Annotated in this window: 16 protein-coding genes; 5 read left to right on the forward strand and 11 right to left on the reverse strand. The window is 72.7% G+C overall.

What is annotated here, in order from left to right:
• Positions 1 to 6 precede the first annotated feature (6 nt).
• The 5 genes from P3X83_RS13400 to P3X83_RS13420 form a co-directional block, all read right to left on the reverse strand.
• A complete protein-coding gene (locus tag P3X83_RS13400) occupies positions 7 to 1,314 on the reverse strand; it encodes a hemolysin family protein (protein WP_277305429.1) in 1,308 nt (435 codons plus the stop codon).
• Positions 1,315 to 1,357: 43 nt separating this feature from the next.
• Positions 1,358 to 3,877, reverse strand: a complete 2,520-nt coding sequence (mgtA, locus tag P3X83_RS13405) for a magnesium-translocating P-type ATPase (protein WP_277305342.1) — start codon at positions 3,875 to 3,877, stop codon at positions 1,358 to 1,360.
• Positions 3,861 to 4,223: a metalloregulator ArsR/SmtB family transcription factor gene (locus tag P3X83_RS13410; RefSeq protein WP_277305343.1), complete on the reverse strand. Its 363-nt coding sequence runs from the start codon at positions 4,221 to 4,223 to the stop codon at positions 3,861 to 3,863. Before P3X83_RS13410 ends, mgtA begins: the two co-directional genes overlap by 17 nt.
• Positions 4,224 to 4,296: 73 nt before the next feature.
• Positions 4,297 to 5,262 carry an ROK family protein gene (locus P3X83_RS13415; protein WP_277305344.1) on the reverse strand — a complete coding sequence of 322 codons (966 nt, stop codon included), beginning with the start codon at positions 5,260 to 5,262 and terminating at the stop codon, positions 4,297 to 4,299.
• Positions 5,263 to 5,337: 75 nt separating this feature from the next.
• Positions 5,338 to 6,165 (reverse strand): PIG-L deacetylase family protein, encoded by an 828-nt coding sequence (locus tag P3X83_RS13420; RefSeq protein WP_277305345.1) that lies wholly within the window; start codon positions 6,163 to 6,165, stop codon positions 5,338 to 5,340.
• 96 nt (positions 6,166 to 6,261) lie between these two features.
• Between P3X83_RS13420 and P3X83_RS13425 the strand changes: the two genes are divergently transcribed.
• The 4 genes from P3X83_RS13425 (at position 6,262) to P3X83_RS13440 (ending at position 10,878) form a co-directional block, all read left to right on the forward strand.
• On the forward strand, positions 6,262 to 7,470 hold the full coding sequence (locus tag P3X83_RS13425; protein WP_277305346.1) for an ROK family transcriptional regulator: 1,209 nt from the start codon (positions 6,262 to 6,264) through the stop codon (positions 7,468 to 7,470).
• Positions 7,471 to 7,605: 135 nt separating this feature from the next.
• Positions 7,606 to 8,688 carry a sugar ABC transporter substrate-binding protein gene (locus tag P3X83_RS13430; protein WP_277305347.1) on the forward strand — a complete coding sequence of 361 codons (1,083 nt, stop codon included), beginning with the start codon at positions 7,606 to 7,608 and terminating at the stop codon, positions 8,686 to 8,688.
• A gap of 67 nt (positions 8,689 to 8,755) precedes the next feature.
• Positions 8,756 to 9,637, forward strand: coding sequence for an ATP-binding cassette domain-containing protein (locus P3X83_RS13435; RefSeq protein ID WP_277305348.1), 882 nt, complete (start codon positions 8,756 to 8,758; stop codon positions 9,635 to 9,637).
• Complete coding sequence (locus P3X83_RS13440; RefSeq protein WP_277305349.1) at positions 9,634 to 10,878, forward strand: sugar ABC transporter permease; 1,245 nt, start codon at positions 9,634 to 9,636, stop codon at positions 10,876 to 10,878. The genes P3X83_RS13435 and P3X83_RS13440 overlap by 4 nt, the downstream gene beginning before the upstream one ends.
• Before the next feature lie 39 nt (positions 10,879 to 10,917).
• Here the strand turns inward: P3X83_RS13440 and P3X83_RS13445 are convergent, their stop codons facing one another.
• From P3X83_RS13445 to P3X83_RS13465, 5 genes are read right to left on the reverse strand one after another with little or no spacing between them, the layout of a single operon-like run.
• Complete coding sequence (locus tag P3X83_RS13445; protein WP_277305350.1) at positions 10,918 to 11,880, reverse strand: STM4011 family radical SAM protein; 963 nt, start codon at positions 11,878 to 11,880, stop codon at positions 10,918 to 10,920.
• Positions 11,867 to 13,153 (reverse strand): STM4012 family radical SAM protein, encoded by a 1,287-nt coding sequence (locus P3X83_RS13450; protein ID WP_277305351.1) that lies wholly within the window; start codon positions 13,151 to 13,153, stop codon positions 11,867 to 11,869. The genes P3X83_RS13445 and P3X83_RS13450 overlap by 14 nt, the downstream gene beginning before the upstream one ends.
• Positions 13,150 to 13,947 (reverse strand): STM4013/SEN3800 family hydrolase, encoded by a 798-nt coding sequence (locus tag P3X83_RS13455; protein ID WP_277305352.1) that lies wholly within the window; start codon positions 13,945 to 13,947, stop codon positions 13,150 to 13,152. The genes P3X83_RS13450 and P3X83_RS13455 overlap by 4 nt, the downstream gene beginning before the upstream one ends.
• A 5-nt stretch (positions 13,948 to 13,952) precedes the next feature.
• Positions 13,953 to 15,074: an STM4014 family protein gene (locus P3X83_RS13460; protein WP_277305353.1), complete on the reverse strand. Its 1,122-nt coding sequence runs from the start codon at positions 15,072 to 15,074 to the stop codon at positions 13,953 to 13,955.
• Positions 15,071 to 15,940, reverse strand: a complete 870-nt coding sequence (locus P3X83_RS13465; protein ID WP_277305354.1) for an STM4015 family protein — start codon at positions 15,938 to 15,940, stop codon at positions 15,071 to 15,073. Before P3X83_RS13465 ends, P3X83_RS13460 begins: the two co-directional genes overlap by 4 nt.
• Before the next feature lie 246 nt (positions 15,941 to 16,186).
• Between P3X83_RS13465 and P3X83_RS13470 the strand changes: the two genes are divergently transcribed.
• Positions 16,187 to 16,375, forward strand: coding sequence for a hypothetical protein (locus P3X83_RS13470; RefSeq protein ID WP_277305355.1), 189 nt, complete (start codon positions 16,187 to 16,189; stop codon positions 16,373 to 16,375).
• Here the strand turns inward: P3X83_RS13470 and P3X83_RS13475 are convergent.
• A complete protein-coding gene (locus P3X83_RS13475; RefSeq protein WP_277305356.1) occupies positions 16,363 to 17,562 on the reverse strand; it encodes a DUF418 domain-containing protein in 1,200 nt (399 codons plus the stop codon). The genes P3X83_RS13470 and P3X83_RS13475 overlap by 13 nt on opposite strands.
• Between the last annotated feature and the right edge of the window lie 55 nt (positions 17,563 to 17,617).

The following is a 17,617-nucleotide window of genomic DNA, read 5'->3' on the forward strand; positions in this document are numbered from 1 at the left end:
GACCGCTCAGCCGGCCTGGGGCGGCGCGGGCTCGTGCGGCGCACGGACGTGGGGCGTCAGCCGTACCTCGGTGATGGCGTGGCGGTCGAGCGCCGTCACGGTCAGCTGCCAGTCCCCCGCGACGACCTCCGCGCCCGGCGCGGTCGGCACGCGCCCGAGCAGCGCCATGATCAGGCCCGCGACGGTGGTGTAGTCCCCGTCGGGCCGTTCCTCCAGGTGGACGCCGATGTCGGGCAGGTCGTGCATGGGGAAGCCGCCGGGCAGCGTCATCCCGCCGTCGCTCTCCCTGCGGATCTCCAGCACGTCGCGGTCGGTCTCGTCGTAGATCTCGCCCACGACCTCCTCCAGCAGGTCCTCCAGGCTGACGATGCCGTCCACGGCCCCGTGCTCGTCGATGACCAGCGCGAACTGCTGGCGTTCCGCCTTGAAGTGGCGCAGCGCGTCGGAGACCCGCAGGCTCTCGGGCAGCAGCAGCGCCGGGCGGGTCACGTCGGCGGCGGTGTGCCCGGACTCGTCGGTGAACAGGTCGCGCAGGTGGGCGATGCCCACGGTGTCGTCGAGCGAGCCGTTGCGGACGACGGGCGCCCGCGAGTGCCCGGAGGCCGCCAGTTCCCGGCCCGCCTGCGCCGCCGGGGTGTCGGCGGCGAGGGTGAACACCTCGCGGCGGGGCAGCAGCACCTCGCGCAGCGTGCGTTCGGTGATCTCCACCGCGCCGGAGATGATCAGCCGCTGCTCGGGCGTGAAGCCCCGATGCGCGCCGACCAGCTCGCGGATCTCCTCCGGCCCGATCTCCTCCCGGTGCCTGGCCGGGTCGCCGCCCATCAGCCGCACCGCCACGTCGGTGGACTTGGCCAGCGCCCACACCACCGGACGCGTGACGGTGGCGATCAGGTTCAGCGGGCGGGCCATCAGCAGGGCCCAGGGCTCGGCGCGCTGCATGGCCACCCGCTTGGGGGCCAGCTCGCCGAACACCAGGGTCAGGAAGGTCAGCACGATCGTCACGACGATGATCGCCGCCGGCCCCGCCGCCGCGCCGAGGAATCCGAACAGCGGCACCAGCGGCTCGGACAGCGTGACCGCCGCGGTGGCCGAGGCGAGGAACCCGGACAGGGTGATCACGAGCTGGATGGTGGCCAGGAACCGGCTCGGGTCGCGGGCCAGGCGCACCAGCACCCGGCCGCCCGCGCCGCGCTGTTCCAGCCTGCGCAACTGCCCTTCGCGGAGGGAGATGAGCGCGAGCTCGCTGCCCGCGAAGACCGCGTTGACGATGATAAGGATCACGACCAGGGCGAGCTGGAACCAGTAGCCGTCCAGGGCGACCCTCCCATAACAGTTGCCGTATTGCGCAACTATACAACTAAATCGGGAGGAGGTGGCGATCCCGCAGGCGGACCGACAGCGCCAGCGCCACGCCGTACACCAGCAGCAGCACGCAGAGCAGCAGGTAATAAGACGCGGGCAGCACGACCAGCCCCAGCGCGGGGGCCAGCGGCGACAGCGGGAAGAGCACCCCGGCGGCGGCCAGCGCCCCGGTGGCCAGCCACAGCGGACGCGACACCCCGCGGCCCGGATGCAGCATCAGCATGATCAGGGCCTGGGTGAACAGGTTCTCCACGAACCACCCCGTACGGAACGCCGCCTGGTCCTCACCGGCGATCAGCCGGTCCAGCAGCATGAACGTGGTCAGGTCCGCGGCCACGTTGAGCGCGCCGAAGGCGGCGATGAACCCCAGCAGGCCGTTCGGCCGCAACCGAATCGGACGGCGCAGCGTCCCCGCCGCCGGACGGTCGAACGCGAAGGCGAGCTGGGCGGCGTCGAAGCACAGGTTCTGCACGAGCACCTGAACCGGCAGCATCGGCAGGAACGGCAGCATCACCCCCGCCGCCAGCATCGCGATCACGTTGCCGACGTTCGACGACAGCACGATCCGCAGATACGTGATGATGTTGCCGGTGCAGGTCCGGCCCACCGTGATCGCCCGTTCGATCGCGGCCAGGTCCTTGGACGCCACGACGACGTCGGCCGCCTCCCGGCTGACATCGACCCCGTTACGCGGGCAGATCCCGACGTGCGCGGCGCGCAGCGCGGGCAGGTCGTTGACCCCGTCGCCGAGGAACCCCACCACGTGCCCGGACGCCGCCAGCGCCCGCACCAGCCGGGCCTTGTCGGCGGGGGTGCAGCGGGCGAAGACCACGCCGTCCCCGGCGACCGCCGCGAGCGCGTCGTCGTCCAGGTCCGCCAGGTCGTCGGCGACGATCACGGCGTCCGGGCCGAGGCCGAGGTCGCGGCACGCCCTGGCCGCCGCCCCCGGGTGGTCGCCGGTGAGCACCTTGATCCGCACGCCGCGCCCGATCAGGTCGGCGAGGGCCCCGGCCGCGCCGGGGGTCAGCGCGTCGCTCATCGCGACGAACCCGGCGAAGGCCAGGCCGTCCTCGTGCGGCGGTGCGAGCGCCGCGCGCCGCGCCGTCGCGACGGCCAGCACCCGCAGCCCCTCCCCGGCCAGCCGCGCGGCCTCCTCACGCGTGCCCGGCGGGACGGCGGCGCAGCGCCCAAGCACGTCCTCCACCGCGCCCTTGACGATCAGCAGCCGCTCGCCGTCCTCCACGCGGACCAGCGCCGACGACGTCCGCGAGACCGGATCGAACGGCCGGGCCGTCAGCCCCTCCCCCGGCTCAAGGTCCGGGACGGCCCACAGGATCGCCTCGTCCAGCGGATCCGGCACCGGCAGGTCGGCCAGGTGGAGCGTCCAGAAGCCGTTCAGCGCCGCCCACCTGAGCACCTGTGGATCGGGTCCGGCGACCCGGTCGAGCACCGGCCGGTCCTCGGTCAGCGTGCCCGTCTTGTCCGTGCACAGCACATCGATCGCGCCCAGGTCGTGCAGCGCGGGCAGGCTCTTCACGATCACGCCCCGGTCGCGCGCCAGCACGGCCGAACCGCGCGCCAGCACGGCGGTGACCACCACCGGCAGCATCTCCGGCGTCAGCCCGACCGCCACCGCCACGATGAACGGCACGGCCTCCAGCCCGCGTCCCTGCACGATCGCGTCGGCCACCAGCGCCACCGGCGGCACCAGCAGCATGAAGCGGACCAGCAGCCAGGAGATGCCGTCCACCGCCCGGTCGAACGCCGGTCTCGCCCGCCCCGACCCGGCGCCCAGCCGGGCATCGGCCAGCCGGGTGCGCTCCCCCGTCGCCACCACCACGGCCAGCGCGCTGCCCGACGCGACGCTCCCGCCCTGCCGGCACAGGTGATCCCGCTGCCCCGGCGCGGGACGATCGACGGCGTGCAGCGCGGTCGGCGCCGACTCGCCGGTCAGCGCCGCCTGTAGGACGGTGAAGCCGGAGGAGCGCAGCAGCCGCACGTCGGCGGGCACGAGATCGCCCGGCCCGAGCTTGACCGCGTCTCCCGGCACCAGTTCCTCGATCGGCACCTCGCGCGCCCTCGGCGGCTCCTCCGGCGACGGCCTGCGCACCACGGTCGCGGTGGCCGGGATCAGCGCGCGCAGCGCCGCCGCGGCCCGGTCGGCGCGGTGCTCGCCGGTGGCCCGCAGCAGGCAGCTCACCGCGACCAGGACGACGATGACGCAGGCCGTCCCCCAGGAGGAGATCATCGCCGAGACCGCGCCGAGCCCGAACAGCACCAGCGTGAACGGATCGCTCGCGGCCCGGGCCAGCCGCGACGGCCAGCCCGGCGGACGCCGCTCGGGCAGCGTGTTCTCCCCGTAGACGACCAGGCGCTCGACGGCCTGCGCCTCGGTCAGCCCCTTCGGCCCGCCGGAAAGCGCCCGCAGCAGTTCGTGACGGGTGGCGCCGGCGATGTCGTCCAGGCGGAGGGCGGGGGCGTGTTCGGGTGCCCTGCTCTCAAGCGCCCATACCACGCGCGGCCCCAGAGGCGGGCCCGGCGAGGGGCCCGGTAGTCGAGCGCCGCATCCGCCGATCGACCAGCAGCCGGACGGTGTCCACCACGTCGGCGTCGTCGACGAGATAGACGACCCGGCGTCCCTCCCGGCGCGACCTGACCAGCCCCGCGAGCTTCAGCTTGGTCAGATGCTGGCTGACGGCGGGCAGCGCGCCGCCGACGCGGTCCGCCAGGCCGGTCACGTCGCACTCGCGCTGCGCCAGCGCCCAGACGATGTGCAGCCGCAGCGGCGAGGCCAGCAGCCCGAACACCTCCGCGACCTCCGCCAGCACCTCACCCGGCGGATCGTCGAAGGTCTCGGCCATCGTCCCCGGCCTCCTTCCCACCGCCTCCAGCCAGGTCACCCAGTGTAGGCCGGACGCCGCGCCGGTCCGAGCGTCAGCGGGCGGCGACGGCCGCGCCGACCAGCCCGGCGGTGGCGCCGAGGGTGGCGAGCTCGATCGGGGGGCACAGCCCGGGGAGAAGGGAGGCGGTGACGGCCCGGAGGCGGCCGAGGTAGGGCTTGAGGTCTTCGGTGATCCCGCCGCCGAGCAGCACGAGCCCGGGGTCCAGCACTCCGCACACCGTCGCCAGGGTGAGCGCCCACCCCTCAATGGCCTCCTCGGCGATCACCCGCGCCACGGCGTCCCCGCGCTGAGCCGCGCCCAGCACCCGCTCCAGCCGCCCGCCCTCCGGCAGCGGTTCGGACAAGGCGGCCGACAGGGCGCGGCCACCGTAGAGTTCCTCGATCCATACGTATCCGGGGGGTGGGGCCGGATGCAGGGACTCGGCGGGGCGGGTGCGGAGGACGCGCTGCCAGGTGCGGTCCTCGGTGGCGGGCAGGCGTAGGGGCAGGGTGCCGATCTCGCCCGCCGCGCCGCGGACGCCCCGGTAGATGGCGCCGTTCGCGACGATCCCCATGCCGATGTTGGTGCCCAGCGTGATCAGGACGAGGTCGGGACGCCCCTGTCCCGCGCCGTGCGTCGCCTCGCCCAGGGCGGCCAGGCTGGCGTCGTTGTCCACCACGACCCGGGTGCCGAACCGCGCGGCGACGCGGTCGCGCAGCGTCTCGCCCGCCGGGATGCTGGTGCCGAGCGGGGCGAGCAGCACCCCTTCGGCGTCCACGACGCACGCGACGCCGATGCCGATCGCGGGCGGCGGCGCCCCCGGTTCCACCGTCATCCGCGCGGCGGCCCTGGCGATGACCTTCTCCAGCCCCGCCAGGAAGTCGCCGTCGTGCTCGCGGGCCAGGTCGCCGACGCGGTACTCGGCGAGGTCGTGGATCCGCGCGCCCTCGGCGACGCCCACCCGGACGTTGGACGCCCCGATGTCCAGGCAGATTCTGGCCGAGTCGTGCACCGGCATGTTCGTAACCTCCGTTTCGGCGGTCCTGGCACCCATGCCGGCCGAATCTCTCACGCGGCGAAACCCCTCAGGCCCTCAGAACGGGAAGAGCGTCTTCGCCATCTCGTCGCTCAGCGGCGTGCCGTACTCAGAAACCTCGTAGGCCTCGGCGTACCGAGCGGCGGACCCGCGTTCCGCGCCGTACCGGGTGATGAGTTCCGCCCGGAACCGGTCGGCCTCGGTCTCGGGGTCGGCCCCGGCCTTGCGCCGGATGAACTCGCCGCGCTCGGCCGGGTCGGTGGGCATCTCGTCGGCGTAGCCCTTGATCCACGGCAGCCACTCGGTCATCTGCCGCTCGTGGCTCGTGATCGCGTCGACCTTCTTCTCGATCACCGAGGTGAGGTCGAACACCAGGTCCGGCTGGAACGGGTACGGCCGGGTGAAGCGGTCGGACATCATGATGACGACCGGTACCGCCGGCGGTACGGTGACGTTCGGCACGATGTTCGGCACCATGATCATTGACAGCGCGTCCTGGACGAGAACGCCCGTGTAGCGGTGATCAGGGTGGTAGTCGTTGGGACGATGCGTCGCGACGACATCCGGCTCGAACTCTCGGATGGCCCTGATGATCTGGTTGCGGTTCTCGATGGTGGGGAGCAGCGTGCCGTCCGGGATGTCGAGCACCACCGACTCCGCGCCCACGGCCGCCGCGCCCGCCAGCGCCTCGGCGCGGCGCGAGCGGGCCAGCGGCCCGCCGCCGATCTCGTGGTGCCCGGCGTTGCCGTCGGTCACCGACAGGAACCGCACCGCGCCGCCGCGCCCGGTCCAGAGCGCGGCCAGGCCGGCGGACCTGATCTCGCAGTCGTCGGGATGTGCGCCGATGCACAGCAGCCGGGGAGCGTCACTGGAGCGCTGCGACATGGGGGATTCCTTTGACTTCAGCATGGTTGATAGGAAACTAACCTATCATTTATCTCGTCGCAAGCCTTGGCATCAACACAGACAGGAGAGCGATCCATGACAGACGGCCTGGAGCCGCCGGCAGTCGCGCGGCCGCAGTTGATGCGGGAGATGAACACCCAGGTCGTCGTGGATCTGCTGCGGCGCTCGGGCCCGCTCTCGCGTACCGACCTCGGCCGCCTGACCGGGCTGTCCAAGCCCACGGTGCAGCAGGCGCTGGCCGGGGCGGAGAAGGCCGGGCTGGTCACGCTGCACGGTCACCGGCAGGGCCTGCCGGGGCCCGCCGCCAAGCTCTACAAGATCGACATCGCCGCCGGGCACGTGCTGGCCCTCGACGTCGGCCACGAGTACCTGCGCGGCGCGGTGTGCGACCTGACCGGCGAGGTGTACGCCCGCCGCGCCCTCCCCGTGCAGGCCACCAGCGCGCGCGGGCGGGTCGCCGAGGTGGTCGACTTCGGCCGCTCCCTGCTCGCCATCGCCGAGCTGCCCGGCTCCGGACTGCGGCAGACGGTGCTCGGCAGCCCCGGCTTCTACGACCCCAGGCGCGACGCCCTCACGCTCACCGGCGGCCTGGAGGGGTGGGACTCCCCCGACGTGCTCGCCGCGCTGCGCGCCGAGTTCGGCGCGTCCATGGTGATCGAGAACGACGTCGACCTCGCCGCCGTCGCCGAGCACGCCGCCGGGCACGCGCAGGGCGTGGACAACGTGGCCTTCGTGTCCATCGGCACGGGCGTGGGCGTGGGCCTGATCATCAACGGCCGCCTGCACCGTGGCGCGCACGGCGCGGCGGGCGAGGTGGCGTTCCTGCCGTTCCCCGAGGGGGGCGACGCGCAGGACGCCAGGCGGCGTGGGTCGCTGGAGGCGGCGGCGTCCGCGGCCGGGGTGGTCCGCAGCGCGCGGGCGCTCGGCGTGGCCGGATCCGGCTCCGCGCAGGACGTCTTCGACCTCGCCCAGGAGGGCGTGCCCGCCGCGGCGGCGGCCGTGGCGAGCGAGGCCGACCTGGTGGCCAAGGTGCTGACCACGGTGATCGTCGTGCTGGACCCGGCCCTCATCGTGGTCGGCGGCGGGATCGGCCAGGCCCCCGGCTTCCTGTCCGCCGTGGTGGAGCGGGTGCGCGAGCTGGCCCCGGTGATGCCCCGGATCACGAGCAGCGCCCTCGGCCGGGAGTCCGTGGTGGACGGCGCGCTGTCCCTCGGCGTCGATCGCGCGTGGACGCGCCTGCTCGGGGAGGACGGCGAGAACGGCGCTCAGGAGCGGCGCGACTGACGACACCAGGCACCCGGCACAAGGGGCTTGTTGGATTCTGATAGATAGGCTACTTTCCTATCAATCACAGGCGGTGAAGCCGCCTCGCGCCGCGATCGGAAGGACGGTCTCGTGGTGCTGTGGAAGAGACCCGGATTGACATTCACCCTGGCGGCGACGGCCGTCCTGATGGCCGCGTGCGGCACCGGCGGGAACGAATCCGCCCAGACCGATAACAGCAGCGGCGGCGACAAGATCGCGTTCCTGCTCCCCGAATCGAAGACCGCCCGCTACGAGGTGGCCGACCGGCCGTACTTCGAGAAGAAACTGACCGAGCTGTGCCCCACCTGCGAGATCATCAACGGCAACGCCCAGGGTGACGCCGGCAAGCAGCAGCAACAGGTCGAGGCCGCCATCACCAAGGGCGTCAAGGTCCTGGTGATCGACCCGGTCGACGTCAAGGCCGCGGCCAGCGGCGTCTCCCAGGCCAAGGCCGCGGGCATCCCCGTCGTCAGCTACGCCCGCCTGGTGCAGGGCGCACCGGTCGACTACTTCGTCTCCGTCGACTCCTTCCGCGGCGGCCAGCAGCAGGCCGAGGCGATGCTCACCGCGCTGAAGGCCGCGGGCAAGGACAAGCCGCGGATCGTCATGATCAACGGCTCGCCGACCGACAGCAACGCCGAGCCGTTCAAGCGCGGCGCCCACAGCGTCTTCGACCCGGCGGGCGTCGACGTCGTCCGCGAGTACGACACGCCCAACTGGGATCCCACCGAGGCGCAGCGGCAGATGGAACAGGCCATCACCTCGCTCGGGGCCGACGGCTTCGACGCCGTGTACGTCACCAACGACGGCATGGCCAGCGGGGTCATCGCCGCGCTGCGCGGCGCGGACATCGACCCCGGCTCGCGTTACGTGACCGGGCAGGACGCCGAGGTCGCCGCGCTGCAGCGGATCGTCGCCGGGGAGCAGTTCATCACGCTGTACCAGCCGATCAAGAAGATCGCCGACACCTCGGCCCAGCTCGCCGTGAACCTGCTGCGCGGCACCGCCCCCACCGGGCTGACCACCACCGACCAGGACAACGGCGCGGGCAAGGTCAAGTCGATCCTGCTGGACACCGTCGTGGTGACCAAGGACAACATCAAGGAATCCGTCCTGGTCGACAAGTTCACCACGGCCGAGCAGATCTGCACCGGCGCCTACGCGGCGGGCTGTGAGAAGGCCGGGCTGACGCCCTAGGGGCCTGCCGGACGAATGGACGGCGAGACGGCGCGCACCGGCGCGGCGGGAAAGGCGGATCGGTTCCATGACCCAGGCACACGACGCTCCACTCGATTCTTCGCGCGATGGGGCACCGGTGCTGGAACTGCGCGGCATCACCAAGTTCTACGGTGCGGTGCGGGCGCTCACCGACGTCGATCTGACCGTCGCCGCCGGGGAGGCGGTCGCCCTGGTCGGCGACAACGGGGCGGGCAAGTCCACGCTGATCAAGGTGGTGTCCGGGGTGGAGCAGCCGGCGGCCGGAGGCATCCTGTTCGAGGGCCGCCCGGTGACCGTCACCGGGGCGCAGGACGCGGCGACCCTGGGGATCGCCACCGTCTACCAGGACCTCGCGCTGTGCGACAACCTCGACGTCGTCGCCAACCTGTTCCTCGGCAGGGAGCGAGTGCGCGGCGGCCCGCCCGGCGTCGTCGGCTGGATGGCCGAGTCGGAGATGGAACGGCGGGCCGTCGATCTGCTCGACACGCTGGCGGTGCGGCTGCCCGACGTCCGCATGCCGGTCGCGTCGCTGTCCGGCGGGCAGCGCCAGTCGGTCGCCATCGCCAGGTCGCTGCTCGGCGAGCCCAAGGTGGTGCTGCTCGACGAGCCGACCGCCGCGCTCGGCGTCGCCCAGACCGCGCAGGTGCTCGACATGGTGGTGCGGCTCAAGCAGCGCGGCCACGCGGTCGTCGTGATCAGCCACAACCTGGCGGACGTGTTCGCCGTGTGCGACCGGGTCGTGGTGCTGCGGCACGGCCGCAACAACGGGTCCTTCGTCGTCGCCGAGGCGACGCCCGAGATGGTCGTCGCGGCCATCACCGGGGCGGACGCGGGTTCGGGGACCGGTGCTAGGGCCGGACGGCGGGTCGGGCTGCCCGCCGGACACGCCCAGGACGCGGTGAAAGATCTTGGAGGCGACGAGTCGTGACCACCACCGACACCGGCAGGACGCCGCCGCCGGGGCGCTCCGTCAGGGGGCGCGACGCCGTCCGTGCCGTCAGCGATCGGGCCACCCGGGCCGGACGGCGGCTGCGCGGCGGCGACCTCGGGGCGTTCCCCGTGGTCATCGGCCTGGCGATGATCTGGACCACCTTCCAGACGCTCGACTCGTCGTTCCTCACCGCCGCCAACCTGACCAACCTGATGCTCCAGGTCGCCTCGGTCGGGATGATCTCGGTGGGCATCGTCATGGTGCTGCTGCTCGGCGAGGTCGATCTGTCCGTCGGCTCGGTGAGCGGGCTGTGCGCCGCGATCATGGCGGTGCTGAACATCAAGCTCGGCATGGCCGCGGAGCTGGCCGTCCTGGCCGCGCTGGCGGGCGGGCTGGCCGTCGGCGTGGTGCAGGGCTTCTTCGTCGCCCGGTTCGGCGTGCCGTCGTTCGTGGCGACGCTGGCCGGGCTGATCGCCTGGCAGGGCCTGCAACTGCAACTGCTGGGCAGCACCGGGACGATCAACCTGAGCCCGGGCTTCATCACCCGGCTGGTCACCACGTTCCTGCCCGGGTGGGCGAGCTGGGCGCTGGTGGCCACCGTGATCCTCTGCTACGGGACCAGCCAGTTCGTCGAGTCGGCGCGCCGGACCCGCGACGGGCTGTGGGCCAGGCCCGCGCCCGCCGTCCTGGCGAGGACGGCCCTGCTCGCCGGGTCGCTGCTGCTCGTCACCGCCATCCTGAACGGCCATCGCGGCGTGCCGCTGGCCGTCGTGATCTTCATCGGGTGCGTGGTGCTGTTCGACCTGATCCTGCGCCACACCCGGTACGGCCGGTCGGTCTTCGCCATCGGCGGCAACGCCGAGGCGGCCCGGCGCGCCGGGCTGCGGGTGAACCGCATACGGATGTCGGTCTTCGCCATCGCCGGGCTGATGGCCGCCGCCGGTGGCGTGCTCGCGGGCGCGCGGCTCTTCGCGGTGAACCAGTCCTCCGGCAGCGGCGACATCCTGCTCAACGCGATCGCCGCCGCCGTCATCGGCGGGACCAGCCTGTTCGGCGGACGCGGCAGCGCCTATTCGGCGCTGCTCGGCGTCCTGGTCATCGGCTCGGTGTCCAACGGTATCGACCTGATCGGGCTCGGCGCGCCGATCAAGCTGATGATCACGGGCGCGGTGCTGCTGACGGCCGTCACGATCGACGCCCTGGCCCGCCGATCCCGCCGGGCCACGGGACGCGGTTGAGGTTCCCGGTCAGAGAAGCCCTGCGGGTGCCGCCCTACATCACCGCCGCCCGCGCGGGCGGCGGCCCGGGACGCGCGCCGGGACGCGTTCGAGCACGCCGCCCGCGAACACGTGGTAGAGGCCCAGCCGTTCGAGGTGCACGTATCCGATGTGGCAGTCGCACACGGGCAGCGGGCACGGGCGCGGGGCGAGGGCGCGCAGCGCCGACCCGTCGTAGAGGTTGCCGATCGGCCGCTCGACGAAGTGACACCGGCGCACCGTGCCGTCGCCGTCCACCGACACCACGCTCTGCCCGGTCCGGCAACGCGCCCCCAGGCTGCGGTGCGGCCTCCTGCTGTAGCCGAACAGCGGGTCGATCTCGGTCCAGGCCACGGCCTCGCACTCGGTGTAGACCCGGCCTTCGGCCGCGTTGATCCACAGGTACACGTCATCGGGCAGCTCGGCCCGCAGCCGCCTGGCCGGTTCGGCGTGGTCGGGCAGGCCCACCACGCCGACGCTGAAGCGCACCCCGAGGTCGAGCAGCTCCCGGCACCGGGTCAGGAACCGTTCATGAGTCACCTGGCCCGGGTGGTAGGTGACCCACAGGGCCAGGGTGTCGAGGTCGGCGTCGGCGAGCCAGCGCGACCGGGCGCTCAGGTTGGTCTGGATGGCCACCCGGCGCACGTGGGCCAGGTGGCTCAGCTCCACCATCGCGGTGCGGTACCACGACCTGACCAGCCCCTCCCCCCACGGCGTGAACAGCACCGAGATCGGGAAGTCGCGCCCGGCGACCCAGGCGGTGAAGCGGGCCAGCGCCGCCCGGTCGGCGCGCAGGAGGTCCGGGCTGTCACGCCGCTTGGCGAAGGGGCAGTACGGGCAGTCGTAGTCGCAACTGGCCAGCGGGCCCCGGTAGAGCAGGGTCAGCTCCTCCGGCCTGGGCGCGTCGCAGGCAGGCGGGGTCGGGTCCACGGGTCTCGGGGTGATGTCCCAGATCGACAGCGGCCGGCGGTCAGCGGAGGTCATAGGAGTCCATCAGGGCGCGCACCCGGCCGGAGAACAGGGCCGGGCCGATGGCGTCGGACCTGGCCAGGCCCTCGGGCGTCAGCCGGACGCGGGTGGAGTCGGCGGTCACCCAGTCGCGTTCCGCGAAGGCGTCAAGGGAGAAGTCGCCGAGGACGTCGGCGCCGAACCGCGACTTGTAGGCGGCCCGGTCGAGGCCCTCGGCCTGCAGCAGGGACTGGATGAGGTGACGGCGGCGGCGCTCGGCGCCGTCGAGCGCGAAGCCGACGTTGGCCACGTCGAACGCGCTGCTCGGCAGCCGGACGAAGTCATCGATGATCGCGCGCACGTGGCGCACGCCCACGGCGTACTCGAAGGAGTAGTGCAGCCCGGACGTGTAGGAACGGGCGCCGCACCCCAGACCGACCATGCCGTCACTCTGACAGCGGTACTCCGTGGTGGATTCGGTGCCGGGCCGCCGGAACATGCGCATCGAGACCTGCTCGTAGCCGGCGCCCAGCAGGTGGTCGCGCCCCTGACGGTAGAGGCCGAGCCGCTGGTCGTCCCAGTCGCGGCCGAGCAGCCCCAGGCCGGTGAGCGGCCGGACGTACAGCGGGTAGAGGTAGATCTCCTCCGGACGCCAGGCGAGGGCGGCGTCGAGGGAATGACTCCAGGTCTGCGGGGTCTGGCCGTCGATGCCGTAGATCAGGTCGATGTTGAGCGTCGGGAACCCCGCCGCGCGGATCGCCGCCAGCGCGGCCTCGACCTCGGCGCGGCGCTGCGGGCGCAGCGCGGCCCTGGCCTCGGTGTCGATGAAGCTCTGCACGCCGATCGAGACGCGGGTGGTGCCGCGTTCGGCCAGCACGGCCAGGCGATCGGGGGTGGCGGTGGCCGGGGAGGTCTCGACGCCGAGCGGCGTGGCGGAGAAGTCGGCGCCCATGGACTGCTCGGCCAGGTCGAGCAGCCTGGCCAGTTCGGGGGCTTCGAGGTAGGTGGGGGTGCCGCCGCCGATCGCGGTGGTGGCGAAGCGGGCGCCGGGGGGCAGCGCCCGCCATACGGCCTCGGCCTGTCGCTGGAGCGCGTCGAGGTAGGAGCCCACCAGCTCCTCAGGGGCGCCGGTCCTGGTGAACAGGTTGCAGAAGCCGCAGCGCATCTCGCAGAACGGCACGTGCAGGTAGAGGAAGAGCGCGTCGGTGCTCTCCCCCGCCCAGACCTCTTCCAGCCGGGGCCTGGGTTCGAGCGGACGGTAGGCCGTCTTGTGTGGATACGCGTAGACGTAGGCTTCGTACGGCCTCATGGGCGCCCTTCCGGGTGGAGCACGAACTCGGCATAGGGGACCGTCCAGACCACCTCGTGGCCGAGGCGATGACCGGTGTATCCGTCCTCGCCGTACGCGGTGCCGTGATCGGAGCAGACGATGGCCAGGCACGGCCGTCGCGCGCTCATCAGCGCGAACAGGCGGCCGATGTGCCGGTCGACGTATTCGAGCGCGGCGGCGTGGGTCGCCCGGGAATCGCCGGCCGCGCCCGGCAGATAGAAGTGGTTCGGCTGGTGCAAGGCCGACACGTTGACCAGCAGGAACACCGGCTCCGCGCGGTCGCGCACCGAGCGTTCCGCGCGCGCGATCTGCGCCTCGAAGGAGACCGGCGATGTGACCCCGAACTCGGGCCGCCAGTGCGACTCGGCGAACAGCGACGGCAGCGCCGCGCCCAGCGGGGTCAGCTTGTTGAAGAACCCGACGCCGCCCACGCAGACCGTGTGATAGCCCGCCTTGGCCAGTCCGCCCGGCAGGTCGGCGGCGTCGAAGACCCAGGTGCCCTCGGCGGTGGTCTCGCTGCCGGGGAAGGCGGCGGCGAACGGCCGGGGATGCGGGCCGGGGCCCGCCGGAGTGGGCAGGAACCCGGCGAGGATCGCCGCGTGCGCGGCATAGGTGAAACTGCCCGGCGAGTGCCGCCGCTCCCACACCCCGCCCGGCAGCACGCCCGCGAGCGTGGGCAGCCTGCCCTGGGCCAGCAGCTCGGCGGCGACGTCGTAGCGCAGCGTGTCGAGGGTGACCAGCAGCAGGTCGTGCGTGCCGATGATCGCGCGCATGTCTCTCACGCCGCGGCCCGCTGGAAGAGGTGGGCCACCTGCGCTTCGTAGCAGCCGAGGCCCTCCGCGCCACTGCCGGGCAGCCCCATGAGCCCGGGCAGCAGGTCGCCGAACGCGTTGACCTCGGCGACGGCGAACCGCCTCCCGGTGATGCCCACCATGAGATCGACCCCGACCGTGACCGAGCCGGGGAAACAGGCGGCGGCCCGCGCGCAGACCCGCATGGCCTCCTCCCAGCCCTCCGCCCCCAACCTGGCCCGGACCTGTTCCAGGTCACCACGGGTGCCGCCCAGGTGCAGGTTCGTCATCGGGGTGCGGCTGGTGCGCACGACGGCGTGCGTCGGCCGTCCGCCGATCACCACGACACGAAGGTCGAACACCCGCCCGCCCACCGACGCCTTGGGGAACCAGCGCTCCACGTGCAGCCCGTCTGGCGCGAGCGCGTCGATGATCGCCGCCACCTCGCCCTCGTCGGTATAAGCCCGGACCCGCAACGAGTTGTGCAACTCGGGAACGACCCGGCCCGCCTCCGGCCGTACCAGCTCAACCGAACTCACCGCGTGCACCCGCGCCCCTTGAACCTGCAGCGCCACGATGCCCGAGGCCGACGAGCCGTGCGCCGGTTTGACGAACACCCGCCCCCAGCCCTGCCGGGCCATCAGCGCGCGCAACCGGGCATAGCCGGCGACGGGACCGGGGAGGGCGAGCGGCACGGGCACACCGGCTTCCGTCAGCCGGGCGTGGGTGCGGCGCTTGTCGAACATCACGGCGATCTCGTCGATGTCGGCGAGCAGCCGGGCGCCGGGGGCGCGGGCCACCGCTCGCCGTACGCGCTCAAGCCCGCGCACGAACCCGGCGTGCCAGGCCGCCCCGCCGCCGACCCTGGTGGCCGCGCCGGGCCCGCGCAGCAGCCGGTCGGCCGCGAGGTCTTCGCCGGGCGAGTCGATCCGGACATACGCCCGCTCCGGGATGTGGAACGCGGCCCCGGCGAGCACGTCGTGCCAGGGCACGACCAACGGCCCGGCCAGACCGTGCCCGCGCAGGGCGTCGCCGAACATGCCGACCCGCCGGTCACCGGGCGTGCCGACGACCACGAACGGCGGCCCCGCCCCATGCGCGACGATCACTCGGACACCTCGATGAAGCGCCAGTCGCCGTCGGGCTCCTGCCTCTCGGAGACGTCCACCTCGACCCCGCGCAGGACTTCCACGACCTTCCCGGCCATCTCCTCGCTCAGGTAGTTGTGCCGCAGGTTGAGCCGCTTGAGGTGCGTGAGCGGCTGCCCCGCCAGCAACGCCTCGGCGCCCTCGTCGGACAGCGCGCCCATCGACAGGTCGAGCGACTCCAGCCGCGCCACGATCGGCGCCGTCGCGACGGCGGCGGCCACGTCGTCCTGCCGCTCGCTGTCCTGCAGCCCCAGATGCGTCAGCGCGGGCAGCCCCCGCCCCGCGAGGATCGCCGCCCAGTCGTCGGGCCCGGAGTCGCCGGAGTAGTTCTCCTCCCCCAGCCACATCTCCAGATGCCGCAACGCGGGCAACGTGGACGCCCCCACCGCCCGCACCACCCCGGACGGCAGCCCGCCCGTCTCGAACCGCAGCGTCTCCAGCGCCTCATGCTCCACCGGCCGCAACTCCAGCCCGTCACCACCCCGCACATCGAGCCGCCTCAGCCGGGGGTAGGCCTCCAGCAACGGCGTGACGTCGGACTGCCCGATCCAGGAGATCTCCGACTCCTCGCTGACGTAGTCGCCCAGGAAGATCGCCTCCAGCGCCGGCAGCCGCTCCGCCGCCTCCACGAGCAGCGCGACCGGCACATCGGCCCGATCGTCATCGTGCGCCCATCCCCAGGTCCCGACCACCAACGCCCGCACGTCACCGCAGTCGACCTTGCCGAACAACTCCTGAAGAGAGTCGCCGATGCTCGCCTCACTCCCATACGGATCACCAGCGACCCGCCACGCCACCTGCGACGCGACCTCACCCTCAGCACCCACGTACCGAACGGGCAGACCGTAGAACTCAGTGAGATGCTCGTGAATCACCAGAACTCCTCAGCGGAAGGGGGGAGTCAAGTTCTAGCAGCCCCCGCCGACAGATTCCGCCCCCCGTCCACCACGAGCGGTTACATCTCCACGCGCAACGCGTGGATGAAGCGGTGCCATTCGCCGGGTCCCGTGCCCTTGTGGTCGTACCGGTCCAGGACGATCCGCAGCGTCTTGTTCAGCGGGTACGGAGACAGCATGATCGCGTCATTGCGCCGGGCGAGCCGGGCCAGTTCCTCCGGGAGGGGCGGACGGTCGCTCTTCTGGCGGTTGCGGGCGCGCGCGCTCGCCGCCGCCGACGGGCATGACTGGCAGACGATCGAGAAGACCGCGGAAGCCAAGCGAGACGCGCGCGGAGCATTCCTCGACCGCCTCTATCTGGAGTGATCCTTACGTGGTGGGCGGCGGTAGGTGAGGTGGCGGAGGGCGGATTCGGCGGGGCCTCGGCGGCCGGATGGGGCGAGGGAGGCGGCGAGGATGACCGTGGCCAGCCAGGTCAGGACGGCGATGGCGGAGGCGGTGGCGTCGCCGACGCGAGTGCTGAGACCCCCGGCGTATGGGGCGAAGACCGCCACGAAGACGACCGACTGAAGGAGATAGCAGGTCAGCGACCACCGGCCGCATGCGGTGAGGGCGCGGGTGATCGGGCCCGGACCTCCGGGGCGGGTCCGGCTCGCCGCGAGGCCGATGAGGGCGGCGTAGGCGAGGCCGCCCGCGATGCCCGTCACGCTGTGCAGCGCGTAGGCGGGCACGGCCGCGGCGTCCGCCGGTGACCAGAGCCTGGTGTCGATCAGCATCAGCGGCACCGCACCGATGACGGCCAGCGCCGTACCCGCGACGGCCGTCCGGGTGAGCAGCGCCCGGTGGGCTCCGGGGTCTTCGAGCACGCGACGCCGGGCCGCCCAGATCCCGAACAGGAAGGCGGGCACCACGCTCGCGGCGAAGTAGGTGGGCGTCATGCCGATCCACGCGATCACCCGCGTCACCGTGGCCGCGATCGGGTCGGCCATGGCGGCGGGCGTGTCGCCCTTGGGGGCCGAGACGGTGAGCATCCCGAACGCCAGCAGCACCACGACGTGCAGGACGAGCCCGGCGACGGCGGCCCGCAGCACGGCCCGGTCCTCGCGCCGGACGAACCCGACGAGCAGCAGCCCGATCAGCCCGTACGCCCCGAGGATGTCGCCGAAGAACAGCAGCAGCGCGTGGCAGAACCCGAACGCCAGCAGCCACAGGCTCCGGCGCCGCAGCACCCGGCGCACTTCCGGCCAGCCCTGGTCTCCGCCTCCGGCGAGCCGCCGGTCGGCCAACTGGACCAGGCCATAGCCGAACAGCGCGGCGAACATGGGCAGCGCCCGGCCGTCCACCAGCAGGATCTGCGCCCCGGCGACCAGCCGGTCGGCGACGCTCCCGTCGATGGCGTATCCGCGGAAGCCCGCCTCGTGACCCGACAGGTACATGTGCGCGTGCGCCAGCGCGATCAGCAGCAGCATCAGCCCGCGTGCCAGATCCGGCGCGAGCGCGCGCCGGTCGATGGGGGTGGCCCCGTGAACGGGAGCCGGTGGAGCGATGGACATGATTGTCCCCTCAGCATTAGATACATGACTGTAGCTAAATTCCACGCTAAAGTAC

Source organism: Spongiactinospora sp. TRM90649, assembly GCF_029382225.1.
Classification (GTDB): Bacteria; Actinomycetota; Actinomycetes; order Streptosporangiales; family Streptosporangiaceae; genus Spongiactinospora.

Bases quoted from the DNA above. Each gene is read 5' to 3' on its own strand.
- P3X83_RS13410 (WP_277305343.1), bottom strand. From the start codon at position 4,223: ATGGCCGAGACCTTCGACGATCCGCCGGGTGAGGTGCTGGCGGAGGTC.
- P3X83_RS13415 (WP_277305344.1), bottom strand. From the start codon at position 5,262: ATGCCGGTGCACGACTCGGCCAGAATCTGCCTGGACATCGGGGCGTCC.
- P3X83_RS13420 (WP_277305345.1), bottom strand. From the start codon at position 6,165: ATGTCGCAGCGCTCCAGTGACGCTCCCCGGCTGCTGTGCATCGGCGCA.
- P3X83_RS13425 (WP_277305346.1), top strand. From the start codon at position 6,262: ATGACAGACGGCCTGGAGCCGCCGGCAGTCGCGCGGCCGCAGTTGATG.
- P3X83_RS13435 (WP_277305348.1), top strand. From the start codon at position 8,756: ATGACCCAGGCACACGACGCTCCACTCGATTCTTCGCGCGATGGGGCA.
- P3X83_RS13445 (WP_277305350.1), bottom strand. From the start codon at position 11,880: ATGACCTCCGCTGACCGCCGGCCGCTGTCGATCTGGGACATCACCCCG.
- P3X83_RS13450 (WP_277305351.1), bottom strand. From the start codon at position 13,153: ATGAGGCCGTACGAAGCCTACGTCTACGCGTATCCACACAAGACGGCC.
- P3X83_RS13455 (WP_277305352.1), bottom strand. From the start codon at position 13,947: ATGCGCGCGATCATCGGCACGCACGACCTGCTGCTGGTCACCCTCGAC.
- P3X83_RS13470 (WP_277305355.1), top strand. From the start codon at position 16,187: ATGATCGCGTCATTGCGCCGGGCGAGCCGGGCCAGTTCCTCCGGGAGG.
- P3X83_RS13475 (WP_277305356.1), bottom strand. From the start codon at position 17,562: ATGTCCATCGCTCCACCGGCTCCCGTTCACGGGGCCACCCCCATCGAC.